Source organism: Candidatus Binatia bacterium (assembly GCA_036504975.1).
Classification (GTDB): Bacteria; Desulfobacterota; Binatia; order UBA9968; family UBA9968; genus JAJPJQ01.
Window position 1 is genome coordinate 1 of the sequence record DASXUF010000108.1, and the last position, 25,574, is coordinate 25,574.

The 25,574-nt window shown below is 59.9% G+C and carries 24 protein-coding genes; 14 read left to right on the plus strand and 10 right to left on the minus strand.

From position 1 onward, the window contains the following. On the plus strand, positions 1–950 hold a 950-nt coding region (locus VGL70_14480), incomplete at its 5' end, for a hypothetical protein (protein ID HEY3304734.1). A 92-nt stretch (positions 951–1,042) separates the two neighbouring features. Here the strand turns inward: VGL70_14480 and VGL70_14485 are convergent. Further along, a complete protein-coding gene (locus VGL70_14485) occupies positions 1,043–1,621 on the minus strand; it encodes a hypothetical protein (GenBank protein HEY3304735.1) in 579 nt (192 codons plus the stop codon). A 236-nt stretch (positions 1,622–1,857) separates the two neighbouring features. Between VGL70_14485 and glgP the strand changes: the two genes are divergently transcribed. Next, positions 1,858–4,008: an alpha-glucan family phosphorylase gene (glgP, locus tag VGL70_14490; GenBank protein HEY3304736.1), complete on the plus strand. Its 2,151-nt coding sequence runs from the start codon at positions 1,858–1,860 to the stop codon at positions 4,006–4,008. Positions 4,009–4,038: 30 nt separating this feature from the next. Here glgP and VGL70_14495 read toward each other — a convergent pair whose 3' ends face one another. Genes VGL70_14495 through VGL70_14505 form a run of 3 tightly spaced genes read right to left on the minus strand, consistent with a single transcriptional unit; the run spans position 4,039 to position 6,567 of the window. Further along, positions 4,039–4,332 carry a chaperone modulator CbpM gene (locus VGL70_14495; protein ID HEY3304737.1) on the minus strand — a complete coding sequence of 98 codons (294 nt, stop codon included), beginning with the start codon at positions 4,330–4,332 and terminating at the stop codon, positions 4,039–4,041. Positions 4,333–4,346: 14 nt separating this feature from the next. Then, positions 4,347–5,312 (minus strand): DnaJ C-terminal domain-containing protein, encoded by a 966-nt coding sequence (locus VGL70_14500; GenBank protein HEY3304738.1) that lies wholly within the window; start codon positions 5,310–5,312, stop codon positions 4,347–4,349. Positions 5,313–5,367: 55 nt separating this feature from the next. Continuing rightward, positions 5,368–6,567, minus strand: a complete 1,200-nt coding sequence (locus VGL70_14505; GenBank protein HEY3304739.1) for an MFS transporter — start codon at positions 6,565–6,567, stop codon at positions 5,368–5,370. A 117-nt stretch (positions 6,568–6,684) separates the two neighbouring features. Between VGL70_14505 and VGL70_14510 the strand changes: the two genes are divergently transcribed. The 6 genes from VGL70_14510 to VGL70_14535 all read left to right on the plus strand — a co-directional run bounded on the left by VGL70_14510 (position 6,685) and on the right by VGL70_14535 (position 12,652). Then, positions 6,685–7,764 (plus strand): ornithine cyclodeaminase family protein, encoded by a 1,080-nt coding sequence (locus tag VGL70_14510; protein ID HEY3304740.1) that lies wholly within the window; start codon positions 6,685–6,687, stop codon positions 7,762–7,764. Positions 7,765–7,847: 83 nt separating this feature from the next. Then, positions 7,848–8,864 carry a quinolinate synthase NadA gene (gene nadA, locus VGL70_14515; protein ID HEY3304741.1) on the plus strand — a complete coding sequence of 339 codons (1,017 nt, stop codon included), beginning with the start codon at positions 7,848–7,850 and terminating at the stop codon, positions 8,862–8,864. A gap of 122 nt (positions 8,865–8,986) precedes the next feature. Further along, complete coding sequence (locus VGL70_14520; GenBank protein HEY3304742.1) at positions 8,987–9,313, plus strand: DsrE family protein; 327 nt, start codon at positions 8,987–8,989, stop codon at positions 9,311–9,313. Positions 9,314–9,330: 17 nt separating this feature from the next. After that, positions 9,331–9,744 (plus strand): DsrE family protein, encoded by a 414-nt coding sequence (locus tag VGL70_14525; GenBank protein HEY3304743.1) that lies wholly within the window; start codon positions 9,331–9,333, stop codon positions 9,742–9,744. A 15-nt stretch (positions 9,745–9,759) separates the two neighbouring features. Next, on the plus strand, positions 9,760–10,143 hold the full coding sequence (locus VGL70_14530; GenBank protein ID HEY3304744.1) for a DsrE family protein: 384 nt from the start codon (positions 9,760–9,762) through the stop codon (positions 10,141–10,143). Positions 10,144–10,243: 100 nt separating this feature from the next. Continuing rightward, positions 10,244–12,652, plus strand: a complete 2,409-nt coding sequence (locus VGL70_14535) for a glycoside hydrolase family 15 protein (protein ID HEY3304745.1) — start codon at positions 10,244–10,246, stop codon at positions 12,650–12,652. 15 nt (positions 12,653–12,667) lie between these two features. Here the strand turns inward: VGL70_14535 and VGL70_14540 are convergent, their stop codons facing one another. Together VGL70_14540 and rlmD are read right to left on the minus strand one after the other, a co-directional pair. Beyond that, positions 12,668–12,913 (minus strand): hypothetical protein, encoded by a 246-nt coding sequence (locus VGL70_14540; protein HEY3304746.1) that lies wholly within the window; start codon positions 12,911–12,913, stop codon positions 12,668–12,670. Between the two features lie 107 nt (positions 12,914–13,020). After that, positions 13,021–14,304 carry a 23S rRNA (uracil(1939)-C(5))-methyltransferase RlmD gene (gene rlmD, locus VGL70_14545; GenBank protein HEY3304747.1) on the minus strand — a complete coding sequence of 428 codons (1,284 nt, stop codon included), beginning with the start codon at positions 14,302–14,304 and terminating at the stop codon, positions 13,021–13,023. A gap of 66 nt (positions 14,305–14,370) precedes the next feature. Here rlmD and VGL70_14550 point away from each other — a divergent pair, with 66 nt between their 5' ends. From VGL70_14550 to VGL70_14560, 3 genes are all read left to right on the plus strand, one after another. After that, the gene (locus VGL70_14550; protein HEY3304748.1) at positions 14,371–14,745 is read left to right on the plus strand and encodes a DUF309 domain-containing protein; all 375 of its coding nucleotides are present in this window, start codon (positions 14,371–14,373) and stop codon (positions 14,743–14,745) included. A 476-nt stretch (positions 14,746–15,221) separates the two neighbouring features. Beyond that, positions 15,222–15,896 (plus strand): ABC transporter ATP-binding protein, encoded by a 675-nt coding sequence (locus VGL70_14555; protein ID HEY3304749.1) that lies wholly within the window; start codon positions 15,222–15,224, stop codon positions 15,894–15,896. Next, positions 15,896–18,487, plus strand: a complete 2,592-nt coding sequence (locus tag VGL70_14560) for an FtsX-like permease family protein (protein HEY3304750.1) — start codon at positions 15,896–15,898, stop codon at positions 18,485–18,487. Before VGL70_14555 ends, VGL70_14560 begins: the two co-directional genes overlap by 1 nt. A 503-nt stretch (positions 18,488–18,990) precedes the next feature. Here VGL70_14560 and VGL70_14565 read toward each other — a convergent pair. From VGL70_14565 to VGL70_14575, 3 genes are all read right to left on the minus strand, one after another. Beyond that, a complete protein-coding gene (locus VGL70_14565; GenBank protein ID HEY3304751.1) occupies positions 18,991–19,758 on the minus strand; it encodes an ABC transporter permease in 768 nt (255 codons plus the stop codon). Between the two features lie 88 nt (positions 19,759–19,846). Further along, the gene (locus tag VGL70_14570) at positions 19,847–20,767 is read right to left on the minus strand and encodes an ABC transporter ATP-binding protein (protein ID HEY3304752.1); all 921 of its coding nucleotides are present in this window, start codon (positions 20,765–20,767) and stop codon (positions 19,847–19,849) included. A 12-nt stretch (positions 20,768–20,779) separates the two neighbouring features. Continuing rightward, a complete protein-coding gene (locus VGL70_14575) occupies positions 20,780–22,048 on the minus strand; it encodes an MFS transporter (GenBank protein ID HEY3304753.1) in 1,269 nt (422 codons plus the stop codon). A 338-nt stretch (positions 22,049–22,386) separates the two neighbouring features. Between VGL70_14575 and VGL70_14580 the strand changes: the two genes are divergently transcribed. From VGL70_14580 to mscL, 3 genes are read left to right on the plus strand one after another with little or no spacing between them, the layout of a single operon-like run. Further along, positions 22,387–23,391, plus strand: a complete 1,005-nt coding sequence (locus VGL70_14580; protein HEY3304754.1) for an isocitrate dehydrogenase (NAD(+)) — start codon at positions 22,387–22,389, stop codon at positions 23,389–23,391. A 21-nt stretch (positions 23,392–23,412) separates the two neighbouring features. Beyond that, complete coding sequence (locus VGL70_14585) at positions 23,413–23,793, plus strand: tautomerase family protein (protein ID HEY3304755.1); 381 nt, start codon at positions 23,413–23,415, stop codon at positions 23,791–23,793. A 32-nt stretch (positions 23,794–23,825) separates the two neighbouring features. Then, the gene (gene mscL / locus VGL70_14590; protein ID HEY3304756.1) at positions 23,826–24,272 is read left to right on the plus strand and encodes a large conductance mechanosensitive channel protein MscL; all 447 of its coding nucleotides are present in this window, start codon (positions 23,826–23,828) and stop codon (positions 24,270–24,272) included. Between the two features lie 73 nt (positions 24,273–24,345). Here the strand turns inward: mscL and VGL70_14595 are convergent, their stop codons facing one another. Then, positions 24,346–25,500: a Xaa-Pro peptidase family protein gene (locus tag VGL70_14595; protein ID HEY3304757.1), complete on the minus strand. Its 1,155-nt coding sequence runs from the start codon at positions 25,498–25,500 to the stop codon at positions 24,346–24,348. Positions 25,501–25,574 lie beyond the last annotated feature (74 nt).

Consider the following 25,574-nt stretch of genomic DNA (forward strand, 5'->3'; position numbering starts at 1 on the left):
TCGCCGCTTTCAAGCAAAAGCTCGAAGAGACGGAGAAAAAAGCTCAGGCGCTGAAGGCCGAGGCCGAGGAAAATCATCGCGATCTCCACACGGAGGCGTCGGTTCTGAAGAAGAAGCTGGATGCCAAGATCGGCGATCTCGAAAAGCGACTGGAAGACCGCGGAAGTCTTTTAGAGAAGCGCAACGCTGAGATTGCGGCATTCAAACTCAAGGCGGAAGAGGCGGAGAAAAAAGCCCGGGCGCTAAAAATTCAAGCCGAGGAAGCTCAACGGAGTTTCCACGTCCAGGGAGCGGCCTTCAAGAAAAAAGTGGAAGAAGGGTTGAATGCCAAGATCGACGAGCTGGAAAAGCGCTTGGAGGACAGGGAGACTCTTTTGCAGAAGCGCGCTGGAGAGATCGCCGTTTTCAAGTCGAAGGCGGAAGAGGCTGAGAAGAAAGCGCATGCGCTGAAGATCCAGGCCGAGGAAGCCGAGCGCCATGCCCATACGGAGACTTCGGCCCTCAAGAAAAAACTGGAGCAAGAGCTGAACGCCAAAATCGATGAGCTCGAAAAGCGCTTGGAGGACAGGGAGAGTCTTCTACAGAAGCGCGACGAAGTGATCGCCGCTTTCAAGTTAAGAGCGGAAGAGGCGGAGAAAAAAGCCCAGGCGCTGAAAAATCAGGGACAAAAAGATCGTCCAGTTTCCCAGGCTCAAGACGCCAATCAGAAAAAGTCGCTGGAGCTGGAGCTGAAAGAAAAGATCCTGGAGCTCAAACAGCTCCAAGAACAAGTCAATCATAAAGACGGGCTTCTGAGCCTCATGGCCAAGCGCAATGCCGAGCTTGCAGATCTAAAATCAAAGGCGGATCAGAGAATCGATTTCTTGGAAGTTCAATTGCAGGAAAGTCAGCCAGTGCTCCGTACCGAAGATTCCATCGCTCTTCAGAGCTACAAGCCTCGAGACAGCTAAGACAGAAAGAACATCCCGCCATCGGGGCGGAACGAGCGCCTGTGCTTGTTCAAGACCTTGTGAGTTGGAGCCCGGGCGCTACGAAAATCAATTCAAACCGGATGGGAATTCGCGCCCTTGTGGTTGGGTGGGGAAGCTATGGTTGTGGAGGAGAGGGCTTTGTCGATCTTCTCAAGGGACTCACCGACAAACGTTGTCCCGATCCTGCCTCGGACATATTCCAACGACTCTCTCATGATATTGCAGGCGGCCGCGATTCCCCCCAAACGCTCTTCCGCCTCCGCCACTCGGGCCGAGCAGCCTTCCTGGACCACCTGCAATTGGCTCCGTAATTCCTGTAGCTCTTCTTTTAAAAGTGCGTAAGGCTTCGGCGCAGACTTGTCGTGGGAGAGGCACTTTCCGCCACGATGCCACGTTAGAGCGGCACAGGCGCTGCAACGCAACTTCTCTTCCGTGCCGTCGCCGAAGCACGTAATGCAGCTTTGCTCCTTGTATAAGCTCCCATGGGAACAGACGCTGGCATCTTTCAGCTGAACTTTTAGCCGTTCAATCTCGGCCACCAGCATGGGGACATCATTTTGTATCAAATTTTGCGCGTTTGAGCCTTGACCGAAGAGTTTGTTAACCTCCTCAACTCGGGCCTTGATCTCTTGAAGCTTTTTATCTTCCATGGCTAATCGCCTCCGACGAGTGTCAGGCTTAGTTGACCCCCTAGGTTTTTAGGGTTCTTAACCTTAACGGATTTCGGCACTCGTCCGCACATTTTTGATCATTTCTAAGGGGGTTCGCCCCTAATCGGCTTATGCAGCAAAGTCAGTGCCAAGAATCGCTAAGATTGGACCCCGGAAAAAAGCGGGTAAATAAAGTGACGTTGAAACCCCGCGATTGAATGTTAGAATACGTCGGCATGGAATCGACAACTGGGTTTCCCGTCTTGCCCGAAAGAATCAGCGGCCTCGGCAAGTTGGCGTTCGATCTCTGGTGGACCTGGAATGAGGAAGGTCGCGAGGTATTTCGGCGACTCGACTATCACCTCTGGCGCTTAACCGAGCACAATCCGGTGCGCATGCTGCAGATGGTGCCGCGCGAGCGGCTGGAGCAGGCCGCCGCCGACGCTTCTTTTCTCGCCGTCTACGATTGCGCGATGGAGGCTCTCAAAAGAGCCTTGACGTCCGAAGATTCATGGTGGTCGCGTGGATATCCGCATCTGGCGAAGCGTCCGATCGCTTACTTCTCCGCGGAGTTTGCGCTTCATAATTCGTTGCCGATTTACGCCGGCGGCCTGGGCGTGCTTGCGGGCGATCTCTGCAAGGAAGCGAGCGACCTCGGTCTACCGCTTGTGGGCGTCGGTTTTATGTATCCCCAGGGGTATTTCCATCAGCAAATCTCCTCCGGGGGATGGCAGGAGGAGGTCTACGAGCAGTTGAACTGGCAACAGGCGCCGATCGAACCGGCGCTGTCGTCCGACGGCAAGCCCTGCATCCTTCCGGTGCCGCTCGGCAACCGTTCGGTCCACGTCGCGGTGTGGCTCGTTCGCGTCGGCCGGGTGAAATTATATCTGCTCGACACCGACTTGGAAGAAAACTCTTCGTGGGACCGCGAGCTCTCGGCGCGGCTCTACGGCGGGGACCGAAGCACGCGCGTGCAGCAGGAAATCATCCTCGGCATCGGTGGCGTCCGGGCGCTCCGTGCGTTGGGTCAAGATCCGGTCGTGTGGCACCTCAACGAAGGGCACGCGGCGTTCGTGGTCTTGGAGCGCGCGCGCGAGATCGTGGAGCGCGGGGAGAGCTTCGACAAAGCGTTGGAACAAGTCCGCGGCACGACCGTGTTTACCACGCACACACCGGTCGCCGCCGGCCACGACGTCTATCCGATCGAGACGGTGGAGGCCAATCTAAAGATTTGCTGGGGGGCGCTCGATAAGTATCGCGAGGATTTCTTGAAACTCGGGACGTATAACAACGGCAGCGGGTCGATGTTTAACATGACGGCTCTGGCGCTTCGCGGCGCGGGTGCCGTCAACGGAGTGAGCCGCGTCCACGGGCGAGTGACGCGCGACATGTGGGCGCCGGTCTGGCCCGGGACCGCGGAGAGCGATCGACCCGTGGAAGTGGTGACGAACGGCGTGCATGTGTCTACATGGATCGCGCCTGATATGGCCAAGCTCTTTGATCGCCACTTGGGCGCGGCTTGGCGCGGGGGCCACGATGAACCGGCCCTCTGGGACGGCATCTTGGCGATTCCCGACGAAGAGTTGTGGAATATTCGCCAGCAGCTCCGAAGTTACTTGATCGCCTTCATCCGCGAGCGCACCCGCCAGCTTTGGATGGAAGAGCGAGTGAGCGCAACGCGGGTCGTGGCGGCCGGCACTCTGCTCGATCCGACCGCGCTCACGATCGGCTTCGCCCGCCGCTCCACCGAATACAAGCGGCCCGAGCTTATCTTTCACGATCCCAAGCGGCTGACGCGCATTCTTTTCGCGTTGAGAAAGCCGGTCCAGATCGTGTTTGCCGGCAAGGCCCATCCTGCGGACGATCGCGGCAAGTATTCCTTGCAGCGTCTCTACAAGCGCGCCGCCGATCCGTCGTTCGGCGGTCGCATCGCCTTCATCGAGGACTACGACGTGCACGTCGCGCACTTTCTCGTGCAAGGGTGCGACGTCTGGCTCAACACGCCGCGCCGGCCGTTCGAGGCGAGCGGGACGAGCGGCATGAAGGCGTCGATCAACGGCGTTCTCCATCTGAGCACCGGCGACGGCTGGTGGGTGGAAGGGTACACGGGCGCCAACGGATGGCTCATCGACGGCGGCCTCCCCGACGGCGATCCGTCCGCGGTGGATGCGGCGGAGGCCGACGCGCTCTACCGGTTGTTGGAAGAAGAGGTGGTGCCCAACTTCTATGAACGCGACTCCGAGAATATTCCGCGGCGCTGGGTGCGAATGGTGAAGGAAGCGATCCGCACGGTGACGCCGCACTTCAGCGCCCGCCGCATGCTGAAGCAATACGCGGACGAAATGTACGCGCCGGCGGCCGATCGGGCGGTGGCGCAGTCCTCTTAGCTAGGATCGCGCCGTCTATCTCTTAAGCTCCTATTTCTTCAACTCCCGACTCAGGCGTTTCAGCAATTCGTTGAACCGGCGCTGCATGGCGATCATCTGCTCGCGCATGTGGAGCGCGACTTCGGCGCCTTCGAGATTGACGCCCATCTCTTCGATGAGGAGATGCGCGACGCGGATGCGATCGACCTCTTCCAGCGGATAGAGCTTCTGGCGGTCGCGCACGATGGGAGTGATGAGGCTCTCCTGTTCCAGGCGCCGGATGAAGTCCTCGTCGACGCAGCAGAGGTCGATGATTTCCGCGATGCGAAGGTATTTTCGTGCCATGGTTGGCTCTCGTTCTATAGCCGCAAGTTTTTACGTACGTCTTCGTCGTAAGCCTGGTCGACTTTCTCCACCGCTTCCCGGGGCACGCCGTTCTTCGGCACCTGAACCATCAGCCGCAGATATAAATCTCCGGCCGGCGATTTCCCGTGCGCGGGCACTCCCTTGCCTTTGACGCGCAGAAGCTGGCCGCTCTGCGCGCCCGGCGGAATTTTTACTTTTACCGGGCCGGTCGGCGTTGGCACTTCGACGGTCGCGCCGCGGATCGCTTCGCCGATGGTAATCGGGAGGTCCATTGTGAGATCTCTGCCTTCCCGCGTGAGCAGGGGATGGGGCCTGATTCGCGGAGTGATGTAGAGATCCCCCGGCGGTCCGCCGCGAACGCCGGGTCCGCCTTTTCCCGGGATCCGGATGCGCCTCCCGGTTTCCGCTCCCGGCGGTATGTTGACGCGAATCGTTTCCGGCTGCGCGTTGCCCGCGCCGTCGGGACGCTGCAGCGACAGCGCGGTTTGAAAGCCGCGCACGGCATCGAGAAAGTCGATGTCCATCGCCGCTTCGATATCCTGGCCCTGCACGGGACCGGTTTGCGTTTGGCGGCGGCCTCTCCCGAATATACCACCGAGATCGCCGAAGATGTCGCCGAGATCGTTGATGTCGAATTCCTGCGCGCTGAAGCCGCCACCGTACGATCCGCCTGTACGGGAAGCCTGCTCCTGCCACTGCTTGTAAGTCCGGGCTTTGTCCGCGTCAAATCCGGAAGCGAGCCCGGCCTCGCCGAACTCGTCGTAGAGTTTGCGCTTCTCGGGATCGCTTAGGACGTCGTGCGCCGCGGAGATGTCTTTGAATTTCGCTTCGGCTTCTTTGTTCCCCGGATTAATGTCGGGGTGATACTTACGCGCGAGCTTGCGGTACACCTTGCGGATTTCGTCCTGAGATGCGCCGCGCTCGACGCCCAAAATTTTGTAAAAGTCACGTTCGGCCATCTTTGTAAAGATAATGCTAAATCGGCGGGTTGCAAGAGGAAAGCTGCCGATCCGCTTAGTTTCTCTTCGGCAGCAGGACGGCCATCAGGACGACGCTGATGATAGAAAGAACGCCGAGCAGCCAAAAAATCGTCGGGATGCTCGTCGCGACGAGAAGAATACCGACGAGAGTCGTGGAAAGAGTCTTCGATACCTGCTGGAGCAATCGGTCGAACGAAATGATTCCGCCGCGCAGCTCGGCGGGCGCGTTTTGCGTGAGCAGGCTCTTCTGCATCGGCGAGATCACGCCGTTGCCCAGGCCGTAGAAGAACAGCACGGCGCCGACGAGCCAGACTCCGGGCATGAACGGCACGGCGACCATCGCGATGCCGCAGACGACGAAAGCGATAAAAAGCAGTTTGGCTTTGTCCCGCCCCGCCGCCAACCTTCCTGCCTGGCTCGCGGTCAGCATCGCGCCGGTGGAAAAGAAAACGTAGAGAAGCCCGGCGGTCGCCGTCGAGACCGAATGCGTGCGCACGACGAAAAGAGGCAAGTAGGTGAGAAATCCGTAGTCGAGAAAAAATCTCAGGAAGCCGCCGCAAAACGCGACCATCAAGCGCGGGTGGCGCGTGAGGCGGAACATGTCTTTGAGATACTTCCAGTTGTCGTCGTGATGGGTCCCTTTAGTTTCGGGCATCCACAAGAGGCAGCATAGTCCCATAGGCACGGCGAGGAAATAAAGGAGAAACGGCCAGAACCATGCGATAGCGGCGAGGATACCGCCGAGCGGCGGCAAAATAAGATAGCCGACGCGGTCGATGAAAACCTTCAGGCCCTGGCCGCCGATTTCGTAGTCTCCTTCGAGAAGGTCGCCGATCAGAACAATGGTCAGCGGGATCACCGCGCTGAAACCGATTCCTTGAATGGCGCGGAACGTGAGAAGCCAGCCGAACGTCGGCGCGAACGCCATCGCGGCGCCGCTGAGACCGAAGAGAATCAGTCCCCACGCCAGCAGATGGCGCCGGCCGTAAAGGTCCGCCATGATTCCGAAGATCGGCGACAGGACGATCGCCGGCCCCGTGAAGACGGTCATGATCAGCGCCAAGGCCGAGTCGCTGATGGCGAACGGCTCGATCAGAGCGGGAAGGGCCGGTTGGATGAAGTTGAAGCCCATCATCAGCGCCAAGCTCGAGCCGTAGACGAGCGCGAGCGCCCTGCGCTTTTCGGGCGAGAGTTCTCCCAGGCCGAAGACGGTCGCGATGGAAGGCGCGCGCATGAACGGAAGGTAAACTAGACGCAGCGGTGAGTCAATGAACTTTTGTTCGCGAGCGCGTTCTTTGACTGAAACGATGATCCATAGTAAGGAAGCCTCGACTCGAAGGAGGATGACGCTATGATTTTATTGCTTGGTCCGGACGACATCACCGGCCTCATCACGATGAAGGAAGCCGTGGAAGCGATGGAGCAGGGGCTCAAAGATTGGGCCGGGAATCGTGAGCTCGGCGCGTTGCGCCGGCGCGTGCATGCTCCGTCGGGCGCGCGAGTGACGGTCCATCAGGGCGCCCCAGCCTCGGCCGGGGTAACAGGATTGCTCACCCATTGCGAGCAGGTGGTTATCCATGCCGACGGCCGGCAGACCTATGCCGTGCGCGGCCGTCCGGTGCGCGTGATTTACAATGCGGATAACTCGGAGCTTCTCGCCGTGACGATCGGCGAGGTGAGAGTGCGCGAGCTTCCGGAGGTCAACAATGTAGCGACCGTTCCCACAGCCTCGGCGACGGCGGTGGGAGTGAAGCTGCTCGCGCGCAAGAATTCGCGCCGCATCGGCATTCTGGGTTCCGGGGGACAGGCCCGCTGCCAGCTTGTGGCCTGCAAGGCGGTGCTTCCCGGGTTGGAGGAAGCCAAGGTCTATAGTCCCACGCCTGAGAACCGCGCGAAATTTGCGGCGGAGATGACCGAGCTTCTCGACATCGAAGTCCGGCCGGTCGGAAGCACGCGGGAAGCGATCCAGGGCGTCGACGTTCTTCTCTCGGTTACAAACGCGAACGTTCCTACTTTCGACGGCAACTGGCTGGAGCCGGGAATGCATCTCTGCTCGATCGTTTCGAGCAATATCGGGCTCCTCCGCGGGGGTTTCATCAGGCAAAAACGGCGGGAAGTCGACGACGCGACGCTGAAGCGCGCCGATATCATTGCGTGCAATTCAAAAGAGCAGGAAAGGCTGGACGAGCCCGGGATTCTCTGGGATCCCATTCAGCAGGGAATCATCTCATGGGAGAAGGTGTGGGATTTCATGGATCTGCTCAGCGGCCAAGTGCCGGGCCGGATCAGCGAGCGGCAAATCAGCTTCTTCAAGAACAACGCTTCCTGGGGCGTCGGCGATCAGGCGATCGGCGCGCTTCTTTACCGGCGCGCTCTGGAGCGGGGAATCGGAACCAGGCTCCCGATCGACGGCGCCGAGTACCGGGAATAAACCTCTCTTGACAGCCCTCCGCCTTCGTGTAAAGAATACACCAAACTAGTGTAATTTTTACGCTAACTCGCGGAGGCCAGGGCATGGAATCGTCGCTTTACGTCGAACAAAAAAATCCGCGCGAGCTTTACGAGCACCTCGCGCGTCTGGAAGATGCGCATGCCTACACTCCCGAGAGCTGCGAACAATTCGCCGGGCAGATCCGGGAAATCCACCGGCTCAAGAAGCAACGCAACGCCGTGATCCTCGCCCACAATTACCAGAGGCCGGAGATCTTCGAGGTAGCGGACTTCATCGGCGATTCGCTGGAGTTGGCACGGCAAGCGACTCGAATCGACGCCGACCTCATCGTTTTTTGCGGCGTCCATTTCATGGCCGAGAGCGCGAAGATATTGAACCCGGAGAAGACCGTGCTGCTGCCGGATCTTCGCGCCGGCTGTTCGCTCGCCGACAGCGTCACGGCCGAGCGCCTCGCCGAGCGCAAAGAAGAGCTGCGTCGGCTCTATCCCGATCTGGCCGTGGTGAGCTACGTCAACACGACCGCGGACGTGAAAGCGGAATCGGACGCTTGCTGCACCTCGTCGAACGCTGCAAAAGTCGTCAATGCCTTGCCCAACCGGCACATTCTTTTCGTCCCGGACGAGAACCTCGCGCGCTACGTGCAGCAGAACAGCGACAAGACAATCATCGCCGGGGACGGCAACTGCTACGTCCATCATCAAATCACGCCGGATGAGATCATGAACGTCAAAGAGAAGCTCCCGCACGTCAAAGTTCTCGTCCATCCGGAGTGCCGCGCGGACGTTCTGGCGCTGGCAGACGCCGTCTTGAGCACCAGCGGCATGGTCCAGTACGCGACGGAGAGCGCGGCTTCTGAGTTTCTGGTCGTGACCGAATGCGGCCTGTCCGACCGGCTGCTGCTCGAACTGCCCGAGAAGAAATTCTACAAAGCCTGCAAGCTCTGCCGCTACATGAAGATGATCACGCTGGAAGATACCCTTGATTCTCTGCAGCGCATGCGCTACGAGATCACCCTCGACGAAGACGTTCGCGCCCGCGCCGAAGTGGCGCTCAGAAAAATGTTCGAGCTCGGCCGATAGCCCGCCTGCTTTTTCAGGAAATGCGGCCGGGCCCTTGACAGACGATCGCGTTGGTATATGAAAAGTTAAGATCCGCCGCATATTCGCGATCAAACTCACGAGCCATTCAAAGGAGGGCCGTCATGGCAAAATATCTACTGATCGAATCGAGAGATCCCTTCGACAGCGCGGACTCTGAATATTTCGCCGGTCTGGTCCAGGGGATCGCCAAGAGAGGGAACGAGGCGACGCTGTTTCTCATACAGAATGGGGTTCTTCCGGCGCGCAAGGGATCGAAGTACAACGGCGTCATCTCCGATCTGATCAAGAACAAAGTCAAGGTGGTCGCCGATCGCTTCTCGCTGAAAGAGCGCGGAATACGCCGGCTCGCCGAAGGCGTCGATACCGCGGACACGGACCGGCTCGTGGATTTGCTCCTCGAGCCGGGCACGAAAGCAATTTGGCATTAACGATCTGGAGGTGAATTATGGCTTCTGGAAAAACAGTGACGGTGGCGATCATGGATGCTCCTTACGAGTCTGCGAACTCGACGACCGCGCTGCGCATCGTTCAGTCCGCTTTGGAGAAGGGGCACAACGTCAACGTCTTTGCCTACGAGGGCGCCGTCAATCTCACCATGAAGGCGCAGGCGCCCCATCCGAATCCGGTCAAGGGAACCTCCGTCGAGCAGGAAGCGCACCCGACGACGAAGGATTGGGTCTCCGCGCTGTTCAAGCTGGCGAGGGAAAAAGACGCGAAGCTCGACTGGGTGAACTGCGGCCTCTGCGTGGACGAGCGCGGCGCCGGCGACTGGATCGAAGGGCCGCGGCGCGGAGGACCGAAAGATTTTCTCGACGCCTCATCGGCGAGCAGCGCAACGCTCGTCATCCCGACCAAGTAAGCGAGGGAGGAAGTCATGCCGAAGATTTTGAATATTGTCGAAACCGCCTACCGGGGAACTTTAGAAGAGCAGGACGACACGATCCTCTGGCTGACCCACATGCTGAAGAACGCCGGGGCGGACATCTCGCTTCTCTTACGCGCGAACGCGGTGAACTACGGCGCCAAAGGCCAGGACGCGTCGGGTCTGCATTTCGGCGAGATCAAAATGACGCACCCGCCGGAGATCGACAAAGACATCGAGAAGATGATGGAGAAAGGCGTCTCGATGTATCTGGTCGAAGAGGATGCGCGCGAGCGGGGATTGACCGACGACGATCTCTTGAGCGGCGTCCGAAGGATCAAGCGACAGGGGATTCCCGAGCTCATCGACGAGCACGATCAAGTCTGGCACTGGTAGCGCTTTCGGCAAACTTCACGACGTATTGCCGCGGCGTTAATTTTTTGTTGGCCGCACGCCGCGCCGGCGCCATTACCGCTCGTTCTTTTTGGGATAGTTTTTGCACACCCTCTTGCAGGGAAAGCGCGCCTTTGGCCATCCCGGAATAGCGCCCGCCTGGACCCATAGCACCAAGGAGGGCGTCGGCGCCGCTTATCATACGGCGAGCCGCGTCTGGTTTACTCATTCCCACGGCATACTCAACGAAGTTTATTACCCCACGGTCGATTCCCCGCAGATCCGGGATCTTCAATATCTCATCACGGACGGCGAGAGCTTTTTTCACGAGGAGAAGCGGGATCTTTCCACCGAGTTGGAATACGTCGATCATCACACGCCGGCGTTCCGCATCACCAATCGGGAGCCGCGGGGGCGTTATCGAATCGTCAAAGAGGTCATCGCCGATCCGCACCTTCCCTGCGTGCTTATGCAGACGCGCATCGAAGGCGACGAAGATTTTCTCAAGAAGCTCCACCTCTACGTTCTCGTCGCGCCTCATCTCGAGAGCCGGGGATGGGGCAACAACGCCGCCAAAGTAGAGGTTTGCGGAAAAACGATTCTGGTCGCCTTTCGCAACGACACGTATCTCGCTCTCGGCGCGACCGCGCCATTTAAAAAAACATCGTGCGGCTACGTCGGCTCGAGCGACGGTTGGACCGATCTGCACGAAAATTTCCGCATGGATTGGGCATTCGACTTCGCCGACGACGGCAACGTCGCGCTGACCGGAGAGATCGACCTTTCGGCATCGCGGTCATTCACCCTCGGTCTCGCCTTTGGGCCCGGTTATCAAGCCGCCACGACCACACTCCTGCAATCGCTCGGTATTCACTTCGAAGAGCAGCGCAAGCGCTACCAGGAGCAGTGGCGCCGCGCGCGCTGCCACATCTTTCCTCTGGAGCAGGTTTCCGGCGACGACGGCCGCCTTTACTGCGTCAGCCACACGCTGCTCCACGCGCACGAAGACAAAACCTTTCCCGGGGCGATCATCGCCTCGTTGAGTATTCCCTGGGGGGAGGAACGGAGCGACGAGGAAGGGTTGGGAGGTTATCACCTCGTCTGGACGCGCGACCTATGCCAGAACGCGATGGCGCTTCTGTCGACCGGCGATGCGGAGACCCCGCTTCGGGCGCTGATCTATTTGGCGGCGGCGCAGCGGTCCGACGGCGGCTTCAACCAAAATTTTTGGATCGACGGCGAGCCGTATTGGCACGGAATACAACTGGATGAAGTGTCGTTTCCGGTGATGCTCGCTTGGCGGCTGAAAGAGCTCGGAGCGCTCCAGGAGTTCGATCCTTACCCGATGGTTTTGAAGGCCGCGCGCTATCTGGTCGAGCGTGGCCCGGCCACGCCGCAGGAGCGCTGGGAAGAGAACGGCGGTTATTCTCCCGCGACGTTGGCGGCGAATATCGCCGCGTTGATTTGCGCCGCGGATTTCGCGCGGGTCGGCGGCGACGGCGCGAGCGCGCGGTTGCTCGAAGAGTACGCCGACTTTCTCGAATCGCGCGTCGAGAGCTGGACGGTGACGACTCAAGGTTCTTTGGTCCCGGGAATTTCCCGCCACTTCATTCGGATTCATCCGGTCGATCCGCAAAATGACCAGCCGGTGGAAGACCCCAATCTGGGAATTATTGCGATTCGCAATCGGCCGCCGGGAGAGCCGTTCGAGTTCGCGGCCAAAGACATCGTCGATGCGGGATTTTTGGAGCTGGTTCGCTACGGCATTCGCAAGCCGCGCGATCCTCTGATTGAAGACTCGCTGGAAGTCGTGGACGCGGTTCTCAAGGTAGAAACTCCCGTCGGGCCGTGCTGGCGGCGCTACAATTACGACGGTTACGGTCAACGGGAGACCGGCGGCGGATTTAACGGCTGGGGGCGGGGCAGGGCGTGGCCCTTGCTCACGGGCGAGCGCGCCCACTACGAATTCGCGGCGGGCCGGCAGGTGAAGCACTTAATTCGCGCGATCGAAGGCTTCGCCTCGAAGGGCGGGATGCTTCCCGAGCAGGTTTGGGATCAAGCGGACCGGCCGGACTTGGAACTTTATTTCGGCAAGCCCACGGGTTCGGCGATGCCGCTCATGTGGGCGCACGCCGAGTACATGAAGCTCTTGCGGTCGGTGTGGGACGAAGCGGTGTTCGACCGCATTGCGGCCGTGGCCGATCGTTACTCGAATAACAAAAGGCGCCGGGGCCTGGAGATTTGGAAATTCAATCGCCAGGTAAGGTCCGTGGCGGCGGGCCATACGCTCCGGATTCAGGCGTCTTCATCCTTCAGGCTTCGTTGGACTCTCGACGAGTGGGCGACACCGAAAGATGGTGTCGCGCTCGGCACCGCGCTCGGCATCCACTATCTCGACATACCGGTTCCGCGAGCGCAGAGGGCCCCGGTCCGCTTCACGTTTTATTGGACTGACGGCGATCGCTGGGAGGGTAAGAACTTCGTCGTAGCGATCGGCGCGCCGGAGAAATGAGGTAGGAATCAAGTCTCAGTCCTCAGTATCGCCGAAGTAATCTCTGAGGATCCTTTCCTTGACGTATTCGAGCGCGCCCAGGTCCTGGATGATGTCGCCGCCGCTGTCGTAGAAGATGATATCGCCGTCACGGGTGCGCCCCACCGCGACGAGCCATTCCAACTCGTGACGGTCCTCCAATAGATAATTGATCGCTTGATCGGCCCCCTTGCTCCCAATGATGGTGACTTTGGGCGCCGGGGTTTTCCTTGCCTGGCTCATGCGGTCCTCCTGTGCGGTGACGAACCTTATATCAGATGCCGGATGGAGATTGTAGAGGGAGTCCGGCCTTTTTGTAAAGAGTCTTTAGAACGGCGCTTCCTCTTATGTTATCCCCGAAGGATCTCCGCGAGCGTCTCGACGTGGAAGGTGTGCGGGAAGAGATCCACCGGCCGGATGCGCTTGGCCCGATAGCCTTTCGTGCCCAGCGCCGCGAGGTCGCGCGCAAGGGTCGAGGGATTGCACGAGACGTAGAAAATCTTCTCCGCTCCAAACGAAGCCAGGTCGCCTTCCAGTCCTTTGGCGCCCGAGCGCGGCGGGTTGAGAATGATTTTGGCAAACGTTTCGCGCTTTTCGCTGAGGTGTCGGGCGGCCTTGGGAACGTGAGAGCGAACCCAGCGGATATTTTCCAAACCGTTCGCCTGGCTGTTGATTCTGCCGTTATCGATCGCCCGCGGATCGCCGTCAATTGCAATGATTTCCGTTGCGCGGCGGGCGATCGGCAGGGTAAAGTTTCCCGCGCCCGAGTACAGTTCGAGCACGCGGTCGCGGTTGGCGAACGCGCCCCACGCGAAAAGCTCGCCGACGAGCCGCCGGTTGCCCTCGCGGTTCGCCTGAATAAAGACCTCGGCGTCCACCTTCATGGTCAGGCCGGCGCCGCAGTCGACTGAGACTTTTCCCTCGCCCCACGCGCGTCTCCAGCCGCGTCCGAAGAGCACGAGTCCCCCGACTTCGTTATGCGAATCGAGGAAGCGCGCGCTCAGCGCATCGTCTTGAGAGGCGATGTCGCCATCGACTTTTCCCACCAGCACGACGCGATCGCCCGTATCGCTTTCGACGATTTCCACTTCGACGATCCGCGACTTGAGCCCGACGGTCCACTCTCTGGCGTCTTGTAGACGGAGGTCGGCGTTCGTCGTCGCGATCAGGCAGGATGCGACTTCGATCAAGTCGTGGCTGAAGGCGCGGTGAAAGCCCAGCCGTCCGTCGCCGTCCCTGTGAAGACGGATGCGGCGGCGATAGCGATACTCCTGCGGCGAGGGGAGGATCGGCAGCAACTCGAATCCTTCGATTTTGCCGATGCGGCGGAGCGCGTCCTCGACGCTCTTTGTCTTCGCCGCAAGCTGCGCCTCGTACCGGATGATCTGCCACGGGCAACCACCGCACGCGCCGACGTACGGGCAGGGGGGCTCCCGTCTATCCGGCGATGGTTGAATCAGCCTGACCAACTCCCCGACGGCGTAGTTCTTTTTCTCCTCGACGATGCGGATCTCTACTTCGTCGCCCGGAATGGCCATCGGCGTCATGATGACCCGGCCATCGTGGCGCGCGACTCCGTACGGCCCGTAGGCGAGCGCGTCGATTTTCACCCGGACGGTGTTCGTGGCATTCATCGCAACCTGCATGTTATAAAACAGACTGCCTTCGGATTCGAGCTATTATAAGGAATAGGCCGCAACATGGAAGCCGTTCGCGATCCGCGACTGATCAAAGGCATCGACGAGTTCAACAATCGGTTGTTCTTCGAATGCCACGAGAGCCTGGAGGAGATCTGGCTCGAAGAGCACGGCGAAGACCGCGCGTTCTACCAGGGACTGATTCAGATCGCCGCCGGCTATTTAAAGTGGGAGCAGGGCGTTCTCATCGGCGCGATCAAGCTCTGGCGCACGGGTCTGGCAAAGCTCGAAGCCTATCCGGCGGTCCATATGGGCGTGGATTTGGCTGCTCTTACGTACACAGTCAAAGCCCACCTGGCGCTGGTCGAGGCGGCGCATGCGCGAGGAGAAGACGTTGTGGAACTGGAAGTTCCGATTTTGTCTCTGACCGATTCCTAAGGGAGAGAACAGTAGGCTGCGAAGATGCGAATCACTGGCCAGGATTATTTATCCCATCCGGAATCATATCTTATAGAGCGAGCCTCACTGGTTCCTCAGGGGCAAGCCTTCCAGCCGCAGGCAATAGATCGTGCCTTGAGATTTCCGTCGAGTTGTTTGCGCTGCAGCAAGCAACCGATATACCCAAGTTCCGGTCTACCAAGCACCCCACAAGTCGTTGGACTACGCGTCCCTGTGACTGCGGCTTTCATTCTCGCCCCCTGCGGAACCGTGTCCGCGTGGAGGCACGAGGCCCGAGAGTGCGAGCCCGAAGGGCAGAGGGCACAGGGACGCGAAGCGACACGGCAGGCCCTGACGAGGGGAGTAAGTAGCACTGGGGCGGCAGGAGGGGTTGGCCCTCGAGCCACAGAAACTATTGACCTCGCCCGGAGCGGCTTGCGCTTGAGGGCTGAAGGCGTCCGGACTTTTTTCACCGCATGATCCGTCTGATCGACGTTCACAAGACATTCAAGCAAGGCGCGAGCGAGGTTACGGCCCTGGCCGGAGTGACGCTGGAAATCACCAAAGGCGAGTTTGTGGCGGTCATGGGGCCGAGCGGGTCGGGGAAAAGCACGCTGCTTCATTTGATCGGCGGACTGGACCGGCCGACGCGCGGCGATATCGCGATCGGCGGCAAAGTGATCTCGCAGATGGGCGACGACGAGGTGACGCTCTTCAGACGCGAAAAGATCGGCTTCGTCTTTCAGTTTTTCAACCTGCTGCCGACGCTCACGGCGATCGAGAACGCGGCGCTGCCGGCGATTCTAGACGGCAGAACGGAGACCGAGGCGCGCGCCAAGTCGGCAGCTCTCCTCGAGCGGGTCGGTCTCTCGGGTCGGGCCAACCATCTCCCGGAGGAACTCTCCGGCGGCGAGATCCAGCGCCTGGCTATCGCCCGCGCGCTGGTTTTCAGCCCGCCGATTCTGCTCGCCGATGAGCCCACCGGCAACCTCGATTCCAAGACGGGCGGGGCCATTTTGCAGTTGATGCGCGATATCAACCGGCAAGAAGCCTCGACCGTGGTGATGGTGACGCACGACCGGTCCGCCGCCGCTTTCGGCGATCGCGTGATCCACTTGAAGGATGGCGTCCTCGAAGAGGAGAAAGGCTGATGCTCCGCCTGCTCGGCTACTTAAGCTGGCGCCACTTTATGCGCCATCGATTGCGGACGTTTCTCACTTTCCTCGGCGTTGTCCTCGGCGTCGCGGTGATCGTCGCCATCGCTCTCGTCAACCGTACGCTCGTCGGCTCGTTCCAACGGACTATCGAATTGATTGCGGGCAAGGCCGTGCTGCAGGTCGAAAACGGCGAGAGCGGTTTTAAGGAATCTCTCTTTCCGGCAGTTCGAGATACCGAAGGCGTGGTCGACGCCGCTCCGGCGGTGGACGGATTTCTTCCGCTGGTGGGAATTAAGGGAGAGAAACTGTACGTTTACGGCGTCGATTTCCTCGCCGATGCGTCGATCCGCGAGCACGAGTTCGCCGGCGGTACGTCCGAGTTGGAGAGCGCTCTGGACTTCATCGCCCGGCCGGACTCGATCGCCGTCACCGAAACGTTTTCCCGGCGCATGAACCTGCCGGTAGGCTCGACCCTTCGCCTCGCGACCAGCCGGGGTGTGCGGGACTACACCGTGCGCGCGCTCTTGCGCGAGCAGGGAGCGGCGAAGGTTTTCGGTGGCAATTTCGCTTTGCTGGATCTGCCGGCGGCCCAGATAGCGTTGGGCAAGGACGGAAAGCTCGACGTCGTGGACCTGACGATCGAGCCTGGAGAGAAGGTCGATGCCGTGCGGCGACGGATCCAGGGCCGGCTCGGCGGCGCGGCCAATGTCGCGCGGCCGCGCGAGCGCGGCGAGCAGGTCGAGTCGCTGATGACTTCGTTCCGCGTCGGACTTTTCTTCGTCAGTCTCGTCGCCTTGTTCGTCGGCTTTTTTCTCATTTACAACACAGTTTCCGTCTCCGTCGTCCAGCGCAAGCGCGAGATCGGAACGCTCCGCTGCCTCGGCGTGCTCCGCAGGCAGATTTTGTCGCTGTTCATCATGGAGGCGCTGGCGGTCGCGGGCGCCGGATCGCTCGCGGGAGTTTTTGCGGGAATATTTCTGGCCCACGCGGCCCTGCTCGTGGTGGGGCAGACGGTCAACAGCATTTTCCTTCAAATGGATCTTAGGAGCGGCAGCTTTACTCCGCGTGAAATCTGGATCGGCCTCGCGTGCGGCATGGGAGTTGCGGTTCTGGCCGCGATCTATCCCGCCTGGCAGGCGGCGCGCGTGACGCCGCTGGAAAGCGCCCGCCAGACGGTGTGGCGGCCGCGTTCGCGCGGAGTATCGCGGGCTCCGCGCGTTGGCCTGGCGCTGCTCGTTCTATCTCCGGCGCTGGCGGCGCTCGCGCCCTCCATCTCAGGCGGCGGAGTGGAAAAGTTCACCCTCGGCGTCGTGGCGATGATGCTCTTTCTCCTCGGGCTTTCTTTTCTCTCGCCGCCGCTGGTTTTCTGGTGGGCCGGGCTCTTCTGGCGGGCGATGGCGCGCTTGCCCCGGGGCTCCGGATTTCTCGGCACCGAAGCCCGGCTCGCCTGCGACAGTCTCAGGCGCGTGCCGGGACGATCGGGAACCACCATTGCGACGCTCATGATCAGTCTCGCGGCTATTTTCACCGTTGCGGCCTTCGTCACCAGCGTCCGCGAGTCGTTGCTTTTATGGGTAGACCGCATGGTAACGGCGGACCTGGTCGTGCATTCGGGCGCCAAGACGGCGGGCCCGGTCAACGTTCCTTTGAAGGAAGAGTTCGGCGCCAGGCTGGAGACGGTCCCCGGAGTCGCGGTCGTGGATTTTTATCGGCTGATCCGCTCTAGCTACGAAGGCAAGCCGGTCCTGATCCAATCTTTTTCCGCCCGAAGATCGGCGCGCGTCCGCACGCTGCCTATGATCGCCGGCGACGGACAAACCGCGTTGAGGCAGATGGCCGAGGGGGCGGGAGTGGTCGTGAGCGAGAGCTTTTGCGACAAATTCGGCAAGCGCGCCGGAGATGTCATCCGGCTTACCACGCCCTCCGGGCCGGTCTCTTTTAAAATTATCGGTATCTACGTCGATTACACGTCCGATTCCGGCAGCGTGCTGATCGAGCGCGATGTCTACAAGAAGCTGTGGGGCGACGATCTGGTGGACGCCTTCGATCTATGGCTCGCGCGCGGCGCCGATCAGCAGGCGGTCATCGATAAAATCAACCGCGATTACGGCGCGCCGTACCAGCTTTTCGTCAGCACGCACGGCGAGCTGAAGCGGAACGTCGTCGGCCTCATGCAACAATCGTTCGCCGTAAATTACGCCGTCGAGATCGTCGCCGTGGTGGTCGCGATCTTCAGTGTCATCAACACTCTGCTGGCGTCCGTGCTCGACCGCACGCGCGAGATCGGCGTGTTGCGCGCGATCGGCGCGACCCGGAAGCAAGTCCGCGGGATGGTGCTGGCGGAGGCGGGCTGGATCGGACTCTTGGGCGGCGTTCTCGGACTTATAGCCGGCGCCGTCATGTCTTATCACCACGTCGTTTACAACACCAAATTCCTCACCGGTTGGACCTTCCAGTACTACTATCCTACCGAAGTCGCCGTTCTCTCTATCATTGCGTCCGTGGGACTATGCCTTCTCGCCGGCTATTTCCCCGCCAAACGGGCGGCGTCGATTCCGATCGTCTCGGCGATCGGGTATGAATAACAACGGCCCAGCAGTGCCCCATGCCCTCTTGTCCCCCTAAATTGATCGATCATTCATTATTGTGCGAAAGCTCGGCTTAGTTGCCAAATTTTGGTCCGCTTTCTCTAGTCTCATGTCGGAAAAAGCGCCTGATAATTGGATTACTTAGCCCAAGATTCGCTTGGTACGGATGTTGCTCAAATCCAGGTTCGTCACGGCGACACCCGGAGAAAGCAATCGAAGGATCAAAGGAGAAGCACATGGAAGCAGAACTACACACAATAATCTCTCTGGTTGTATTCGTAGCGGGTTTGTTAAAGATTGCGACGATTGGGAGCAAGCCGAAACAACCACATTACAGCTATAGCCATACCCGTTAACCGGCGGATCTTGAGCGTCGGCAGAGCTTCGAGCCTCCGGCGCTCACTGGCACTTTTGGTGTACTATTATAGTTGCCGCCTGCCCTCCGCTACTTTCACCGTTAGCTTTAGCTTATTGATACCACAAAATAGTTAGAACCCTCATCAATTCGTCAGCCTTCGCTCGACGCTGTAGCGCGCCCAGGCGAGCAGCAGCGCCGAGGCTCCCAGCATGTAAGCGATATCCCATAAAAGTATTACCGACGCCTCTCCGCTAAACGCCGCGCGCGCTACGCGCACCGGATGGAGCAGCGGCAGGGCCTCTCCCACCCATAGCCATCCGGCTGGCAGCCGCTCTTCCAGCGGAAAAAAGACGTCCGAAAATAGAAACAGCGGCGTCAAAAACAGGGTGAAATAAAAGCTGAACAGATCGATGGTGAGGATTCTCAGAGAGAAGGCGATGCCGATCGCCGCGAAAAGCAATCCGGTCAAGGGGATCAGCGGCAGCACCCAGAGCGCGGAGGGCAGCGGAGCGAGTCGCGCAAGCGCGACCACGAGAAAAAAGCAGCCGCCGTATATGCAGGCGCGGGTGATGGCCCACAATACTTCGCCGGCCAGCACGTCGTCGGGCTCGATCGGCGTCGTGAGCATGGCATCGTAGGTCTTTTCGAAGTTGAGCCGGACGTAGATGTTATACGTCACCTCGAAGCTCGCTCCGTTCATGGCCGCGACCGAGACGAGACCGGGAACGATGAACGCGATATAGGAAGTTCCCGCCATGTCGTTGATGTAAGCGCCCAGCCCGACGCCGATCGAAACCAGATAGAGCACCGGCTCGAAGAAGTTCGGCAGAATGTTCCATTTCCAGGTGCGGCGATACATCGCCGCGTCGCGCCGCCACACCGCCAGCGCATGCGGAATCGATACGCTCATGGCTCGATCTTCCTCGCCATGACCCTGACCCATTCGATAAACTCAGGGTCACCCTGAGCCCGTCGAAGGGTGAGAAGGGTCGAATGGGTCACGGTTGTCCCTCCAGGCTGGTTCCGGTCAGCGCCAGAAAAACGTCTTCGAGATTCGTCGGCCGGACGACGAGCGGCCGGTGCGTCTCGTGGTCGTGGGCGCGGATGCGATCGATCAAGGGCGTGGCGTCGTCGAGGTAAAAGGTAACGCGGTTACCGACGCGTAAGCGGCGCGGCGCGACCGCCCCGTCGATCAACGCGGTTTCCTCCTTCGGAAAGCAGTCGACCTCCACCGCTTCGGGCGCCAGATGAGCGGCGATTAGAGCGGCGGGCGGGCCCTCATCGACGACCTTTCCGGACGATACGATGGCGACGCGGTCGCAGAGCCGCTGGGCTTCGTCCATGTAATGGGTGGTGAGCAGCACCGTCGTGCCCGTTGCGCGCAGCTCGCGTATGCGCGACCACAGGGCAAGGCGCACCGCCGGATCGAGCCCGGTCGTCGGCTCGTCCAGGATCAAAAGCTCCGGGCGGTTCATCAGCGAGAGCGCGATCGCGAGGCGGCGCTGGAAGCCGCCCGACAATTGCTTCACCGGAACTTTGGCGTGCGAGCCGAGGTCGAGAAACGAGATGACTTCGCCGATGCGGCGCGAAAGCTCAGGCTCGTGGAGCAGGTGATAGCGCCCGAAGACGCGCAAATTTTCCTCGGGCGTGAGCGCGTCGATCAGGACGTTTTGCTGGAGCGTGACGCCGAGACGCGTACGCACGGCGCGGAGATTTTGCATGATGTCGAGGCCAAAGACTTCGATCGTGCCCGTCGTCGGACGGGTGACGCCGTAGGTCATGCGCAGCGTCGTGGTCTTTCCCGCGCCGTTGGGTCCCAACAGGCCGAAGCAAATCCCCGCCGGGACATCCAGGCTGAGGCTATCCACCGCCAAGCGGTCGCCGAATTTTTTAGTGACGGAACGAAGTCGAACGATCATTTTATGGAGCGCCTATGAAACCTTCCGCCCGGCGGCGGACGGAGGACGGACAACCATCGCGTACAGGCATCCCGTTACCAATAAAACGATCACCAGGCCCCAAAGCAAGATGTTGTAACTGTGCGTTCCGTCGTAAATCGCGCCGGCGGCGACCGGCCCGATGACCGCGCCCCAGGTTTGCACGAAGCTCATCGTCCCGCGTATCTTGGCGAAATTTTTGCGCCCGAAAAACTCGCCGACGGTGGACCAGTTCACGGGGAACGTGGATTCGACGACCGTGAACAAAGGGAGGAAAAGCCAGATCTGCCGTTCGCTCTCCGCGTAGATCAAAAAAATCAATCCCAAAGCGGCGACGCCCATGCAGACGGCCATGAGTTTGCCCTTGTCGACGTAGTCCGCCATCCAGCCGATCAGCATGTGCGACGGCAATCCTGTGAGAGCCTGCGCTCCCAAGAGAAAAGCGGCTCCCGGCTCGCTGAGGCCTTTCCAGACCATGATGGGAACGTAGTGAACGTTGATGGCGGAGAGCGTTACGATGCGGAGCCCGGTCGCCAAAGTCAGCAGCCAAAACGCCGCCGTGCGCATCGCGTCGGACAGCGTGAAGTTTATTTCTTTTTGCCCGTTTCGATCACGCGCATCCTCAAGGCCCCCTGCGGCGGGAGCAGCGAGGTCTCCGTCCGGGCGGAGGCCCATGCTTTCGGGAGAGCGGCGCACGAGAATCGCGAGCGGCAGACCGACAAGCAGGAAAACAACGCCCGCGCCGAACGCGGCGCTGCGCCACCCCCAGGCGTGGACGGCGTAGGCGAGGATGGGCGTGAACAGAAAACCGCCGAGGCCGATCGAAGCGCTGACGACCGCCATCGCCATGGTGCGCTTGCGGATGAACCAGGTGTTGGCGATGACCATCGGCGCGTCCATGAATCCCGCCTGGAACGACAGCGAGACCACGCCCATGTAGACGATCAGCAGGCCGATGTAACTCTCGACGCCCGAGAGCATCATGTGGCCGATGCCGGTCATGACGATCGCCGCCAGGATCAGTGGGCGGGGACCGTAGTGGTCGAGAAAATAACCGGCGACCGGCGCCTCGAACGCGCCTTGCGCGCGGGCGAGAGAAAAGACCAGAGAGGTTGCGGCGCGGTTCAATCCCAGGTCCTGGCTCAAGGGAAGAAAGAAGACGGAAAAGCCGTAGTAGTACAGGCCGCCTCCCAGAATACGGAGCGCGGAGCCGATGGCGATCATGCGCCAGCCGTAGAAGAGGCGGGAAATATTTGTCAGCATTGTCTGAAGGTGTGGAGGTCAAAGAGTAACCGACGATTCACTCTTCTGCAACGGCCCGCCCGGCCGGGAGTCTCTCTCCGGGCCGATGCAAGCCCTTCGGGATCTCAAATGGCAAATCTCAAATTTGAGATCTGAAATCTGCCCTTCGAGTTTCCTCAGGGTGGTGAGCCTGGTCGAACCACGATTTGAAATTCCGAGCGAAGCGAGGACATGTCGGTCCTTCGAGAAACCCCCGTCCGGGCGGGCATAGTTGCACCTGAAACACTTTTGGCTGGCTTGAAAATAGGGCCCTGCGTGAAGGAAAATTGTGTGATACGATCCATTTCGGAGGAAGTTTGATGAAGCACGTCGTAACGCTGATCCCCGGCGACGGAATCGGACCGGAGGTGACAAAGCCGGCTCAGGAGATCGTCAAAGCGGCGGGCGTCGAGATCGAATGGGAGATCTTTGTCGCGGGCGCGGAAGGACTCGTGCGCTCGGGCAAGACGGTCTCCGATGATCTCCTGGATTCCATCAAGAGAAACAAAGTCGCTCTGAAGGGGCCGCTGACGACGCCGATCGGCGAAGGTTTCAGCAGCGCGAACGTCGAGCTGCGCAAGGCGCTGGATCTTTACGCCAATCTTCGCCCGGTGAAGAGCCTTCCCGGCGTCAAGAGCCGGTATGAAAATGTGGACCTGATCGTGATTCGGGAAAACACGGAAGGTCTCTACTCGGGAATCGAGCACGTCGTGGTCCCGGGCGTCGTCGAAAGCCTCAAGATCATCACCGAAAAAGCTTCGACCCGGATCGCCCAGTTCGGCTTCAAGCTGGCCCGCGAGCAGGGACGAAAAAAAGTCGCTGTGGTTCACAAGGCCAACATCATGAAGCTCAGCGACGGGCTTTTTCTCCGCTGCGCGAGGAACGTGGCCAGAGATTTTCCCGATATTCAGTCTAAAGACGTCATCGTGGACAACGCCTGCATGCAGCTCGTGATCAATCCATACCAGTACGATGTCCTCGTGCTGGAGAATCTTTACGGCGATATCATTTCCGATCTGGCCGCGGGTCTGGTCGGCGGGCTGGGTCTCGTTCCGGGGGCGAACATCGGCGACGACTGCGCTATTTTTGAAGCGGTCCACGGCAGCGCGCCGGACATCAAAGGGCAGAACAAGGCGAATCCGACGGCGATGATTCTCGCCGCGGTGATGATGCTCAAGCACATCGGCGAAACCAAGGCCGCGGACAGAATTTACGCCGCGCTGGTCAACGTTTTTACCAAACGCAAACTCTTCACGTTCGACCTCGGCAGCTCGGCGACGACGACCGAGTTCGCGAAGGCGGTCATGGAAGAGGTGGAGAGGTAACTACAGAAAAGGAGAGGGTGTATGCCGCTGGTTAGAATTTCGTTGATGAAGGGAAAGCCCGAGGGCTTCGGCAAGAAAGTCAGCGACGCGATCTATCGCACGATGGTGGAGACGATCAACGTTCCGGCAAAAGACAACTTTCAGGTCATCACCGAACACGACAAGGACAGCTTGATCTACGATACGAGCTATCTTGACATCCGGCGCACCGATGGAATCGTCTTTATTCAGATCACGCTGAACGAAGGGCGTACGGTGGAGCTCAAGAAGTCATTTTACAAGACGCTGGCGGAGCGGCTGAACAAAGAATTAGGCGTGCGCATGGAAGACGTTTTCGTCAGTCTGGTGGAAGTCAAAAAGGAAAACTGGTCGTTCGGCAACGGCATCGCGCAGTACGCCTGATGCCGGCGGATCGATCGAAGGAGGGTGGTCGGATGTTGAAGGAATTCAAAGAATTCGCGATGCGGGGAAACGTGGTCGATCTGGCCGTCGGCGTGATCATCGGCGGTGCGTTCGGAACTATCGTCAAGAGTCTGGTCGAAGACGTGTTGATGCCGCCGGTCGGCTTGCTGTTGGGAGGCGCGGATTTCTCCAACTTGTTTCTTGCTATAAAACACGGAACGAATCCCGGACCCTACCTTAAGTTGGCGGACGCCAAGGCCGCGGGCGCGGTAACGATCAACTACGGTCTGTTTATCAACTCGGTCATCAGCTTCCTGATCGTAGCCTTTGCCGTGTTCATGGTCGTGCGGGCGATCAACCGGATGCATCGCGGCGAGGATGCCCCGCCGACTACCAAACTCTGCCCCGAATGCGCGTCCGTCATACCGATCAAGGCGAAGCGCTGTCCTCACTGCACGTCGCAAATAGAGGGAAAATAAGACACAGCATCGGCTTGGGGCCTTCGTAGTCCGTTCGCACTGAGCTTGTCGAAGCGGAGTGCTGCGAGTCAGCTCACGCCCGGCAGACGATCCACTCCCGCGGGAATTTGTTCAAACTCTCGCAGCCGTTCTTGCGCACGACCAGCGTCTCGCCCAACTGCAGCCCCATCTTTTCGTCTTGGGTGATAACGTTCGGCTGGATGACGATCACCATGTTCTCGCGAAAAACGATGGCGCCTTCTTCATGGCGCCGGGTCGTGCGCGTCTGGAAGATCGGCGGGTACTGGTTGGCGCCGTGGATCAGATCGTCGTAGATCGTGTAGCCGCGTTTGTGAACGATCTCGGCGGCTTCTTCGGCCTCGCGGATCGAAGCGCCGTCCTTGATCGCTGAGGCGAGGACTCCGAAAACCTCCACCGCCGCGTCGTGAATCTTTTTCCATTCCGGCGTCGGACCTTCACCCAGCGAATAAGTCCGGTGAATCTGGCCGCTGTAGCCCCAATAGGCGCCGCTGATCTCCGTGATGAGGCAATCGCCGGGCTCGAGCCGCCGATTCGACTGGTACTGCGCCGGCACGGGGAAATCCGGATTGCGCATCGGCATGCTGCTCATGAAATGGATGCCCGCATAGCCGCCGGCCCTTAGATAAACCGGCTCGATCAGCGCGGGGATTTCGTCTTCGCGCATGCCGGGCTTGAGTCCTTCGGCAATGGCCTGCATCGACTCGTCGGTCAACTTCGAAGCGAGGCGAATGCGGTCGATCTCGGCCTGGCTCTTGATGGTCCGGAGCATTCTGAACTTTCCGCCCGTCTCGATGAACTGAGTTTGAGAAAGCCGGTCGCGCAGTTTTTGATATTGTGTGTGCGGGATGCTCCCGACCAGCCCAACGCGTTTTCCATCCAGGCCGCGTTCTTGAAGAAGCAAGACGGCGCCGTTGCCCGTGTTCGCTCCCGCCCAGCGCACGTCTTTGATGACCGAGAGCACGCGCGCCATCGGTACGTGGTTGTAGAGCTGCATGAGCAGCACGGGCTCGCGGCCACGTTGAAAGAGCACGTAGGCTTCGCGCCCGCCGGGCCAGTCCGTCAGCCAGTAGATCTCGGAAGCATACCGGCCGGCGCCGTAGACGAGCAGGGCGTCCAGGTCGGCCTGCTCCATCAACGCCGCCACGCTCCGGTGGCGCGCGGCCATCTCGGCATCGGAGAATGTCGGGAATTGTGAACGGTCGCGCATGGCTTACCTCAAGAATGTTGAATTATGAATTTTGAGTCTTGAAATTGGGGAGGGGAATTCAGCATTCAAAATTC

Excerpts from the sequence above, each read along its gene's own strand:
- VGL70_14485 (HEY3304735.1), bottom strand. The coding sequence starts at position 1,621 with ATGGAAGATAAAAAGCTTCAAGAGATCAAGGCCCGAGTTGAGGAGGTT.
- glgP (HEY3304736.1), top strand. The coding sequence starts at position 1,858 with ATGGAATCGACAACTGGGTTTCCCGTCTTGCCCGAAAGAATCAGCGGC.
- VGL70_14495 (HEY3304737.1), bottom strand. The coding sequence starts at position 4,332 with ATGGCACGAAAATACCTTCGCATCGCGGAAATCATCGACCTCTGCTGC.
- VGL70_14500 (HEY3304738.1), bottom strand. The coding sequence starts at position 5,312 with ATGGCCGAACGTGACTTTTACAAAATTTTGGGCGTCGAGCGCGGCGCA.
- VGL70_14505 (HEY3304739.1), bottom strand. The coding sequence starts at position 6,567 with ATGCGCGCGCCTTCCATCGCGACCGTCTTCGGCCTGGGAGAACTCTCG.
- VGL70_14510 (HEY3304740.1), top strand. The coding sequence starts at position 6,685 with ATGATTTTATTGCTTGGTCCGGACGACATCACCGGCCTCATCACGATG.
- nadA (HEY3304741.1), top strand. The coding sequence starts at position 7,848 with ATGGAATCGTCGCTTTACGTCGAACAAAAAAATCCGCGCGAGCTTTAC.
- VGL70_14520 (HEY3304742.1), top strand. The coding sequence starts at position 8,987 with ATGGCAAAATATCTACTGATCGAATCGAGAGATCCCTTCGACAGCGCG.
- VGL70_14525 (HEY3304743.1), top strand. The coding sequence starts at position 9,331 with ATGGCTTCTGGAAAAACAGTGACGGTGGCGATCATGGATGCTCCTTAC.
- VGL70_14530 (HEY3304744.1), top strand. The coding sequence starts at position 9,760 with ATGCCGAAGATTTTGAATATTGTCGAAACCGCCTACCGGGGAACTTTA.
- VGL70_14540 (HEY3304746.1), bottom strand. The coding sequence starts at position 12,913 with ATGAGCCAGGCAAGGAAAACCCCGGCGCCCAAAGTCACCATCATTGGG.
- rlmD (HEY3304747.1), bottom strand. The coding sequence starts at position 14,304 with ATGAATGCCACGAACACCGTCCGGGTGAAAATCGACGCGCTCGCCTAC.
- VGL70_14550 (HEY3304748.1), top strand. The coding sequence starts at position 14,371 with ATGGAAGCCGTTCGCGATCCGCGACTGATCAAAGGCATCGACGAGTTC.
- VGL70_14555 (HEY3304749.1), top strand. The coding sequence starts at position 15,222 with ATGATCCGTCTGATCGACGTTCACAAGACATTCAAGCAAGGCGCGAGC.
- VGL70_14560 (HEY3304750.1), top strand. The coding sequence starts at position 15,896 with ATGCTCCGCCTGCTCGGCTACTTAAGCTGGCGCCACTTTATGCGCCAT.
- VGL70_14565 (HEY3304751.1), bottom strand. The coding sequence starts at position 19,758 with ATGAGCGTATCGATTCCGCATGCGCTGGCGGTGTGGCGGCGCGACGCG.
- VGL70_14570 (HEY3304752.1), bottom strand. The coding sequence starts at position 20,767 with ATGATCGTTCGACTTCGTTCCGTCACTAAAAAATTCGGCGACCGCTTG.
- VGL70_14575 (HEY3304753.1), bottom strand. The coding sequence starts at position 22,048 with ATGCTGACAAATATTTCCCGCCTCTTCTACGGCTGGCGCATGATCGCC.
- VGL70_14580 (HEY3304754.1), top strand. The coding sequence starts at position 22,387 with ATGAAGCACGTCGTAACGCTGATCCCCGGCGACGGAATCGGACCGGAG.
- VGL70_14585 (HEY3304755.1), top strand. The coding sequence starts at position 23,413 with ATGCCGCTGGTTAGAATTTCGTTGATGAAGGGAAAGCCCGAGGGCTTC.
- mscL (HEY3304756.1), top strand. The coding sequence starts at position 23,826 with ATGTTGAAGGAATTCAAAGAATTCGCGATGCGGGGAAACGTGGTCGAT.
- VGL70_14595 (HEY3304757.1), bottom strand. The coding sequence starts at position 25,500 with ATGCGCGACCGTTCACAATTCCCGACATTCTCCGATGCCGAGATGGCC.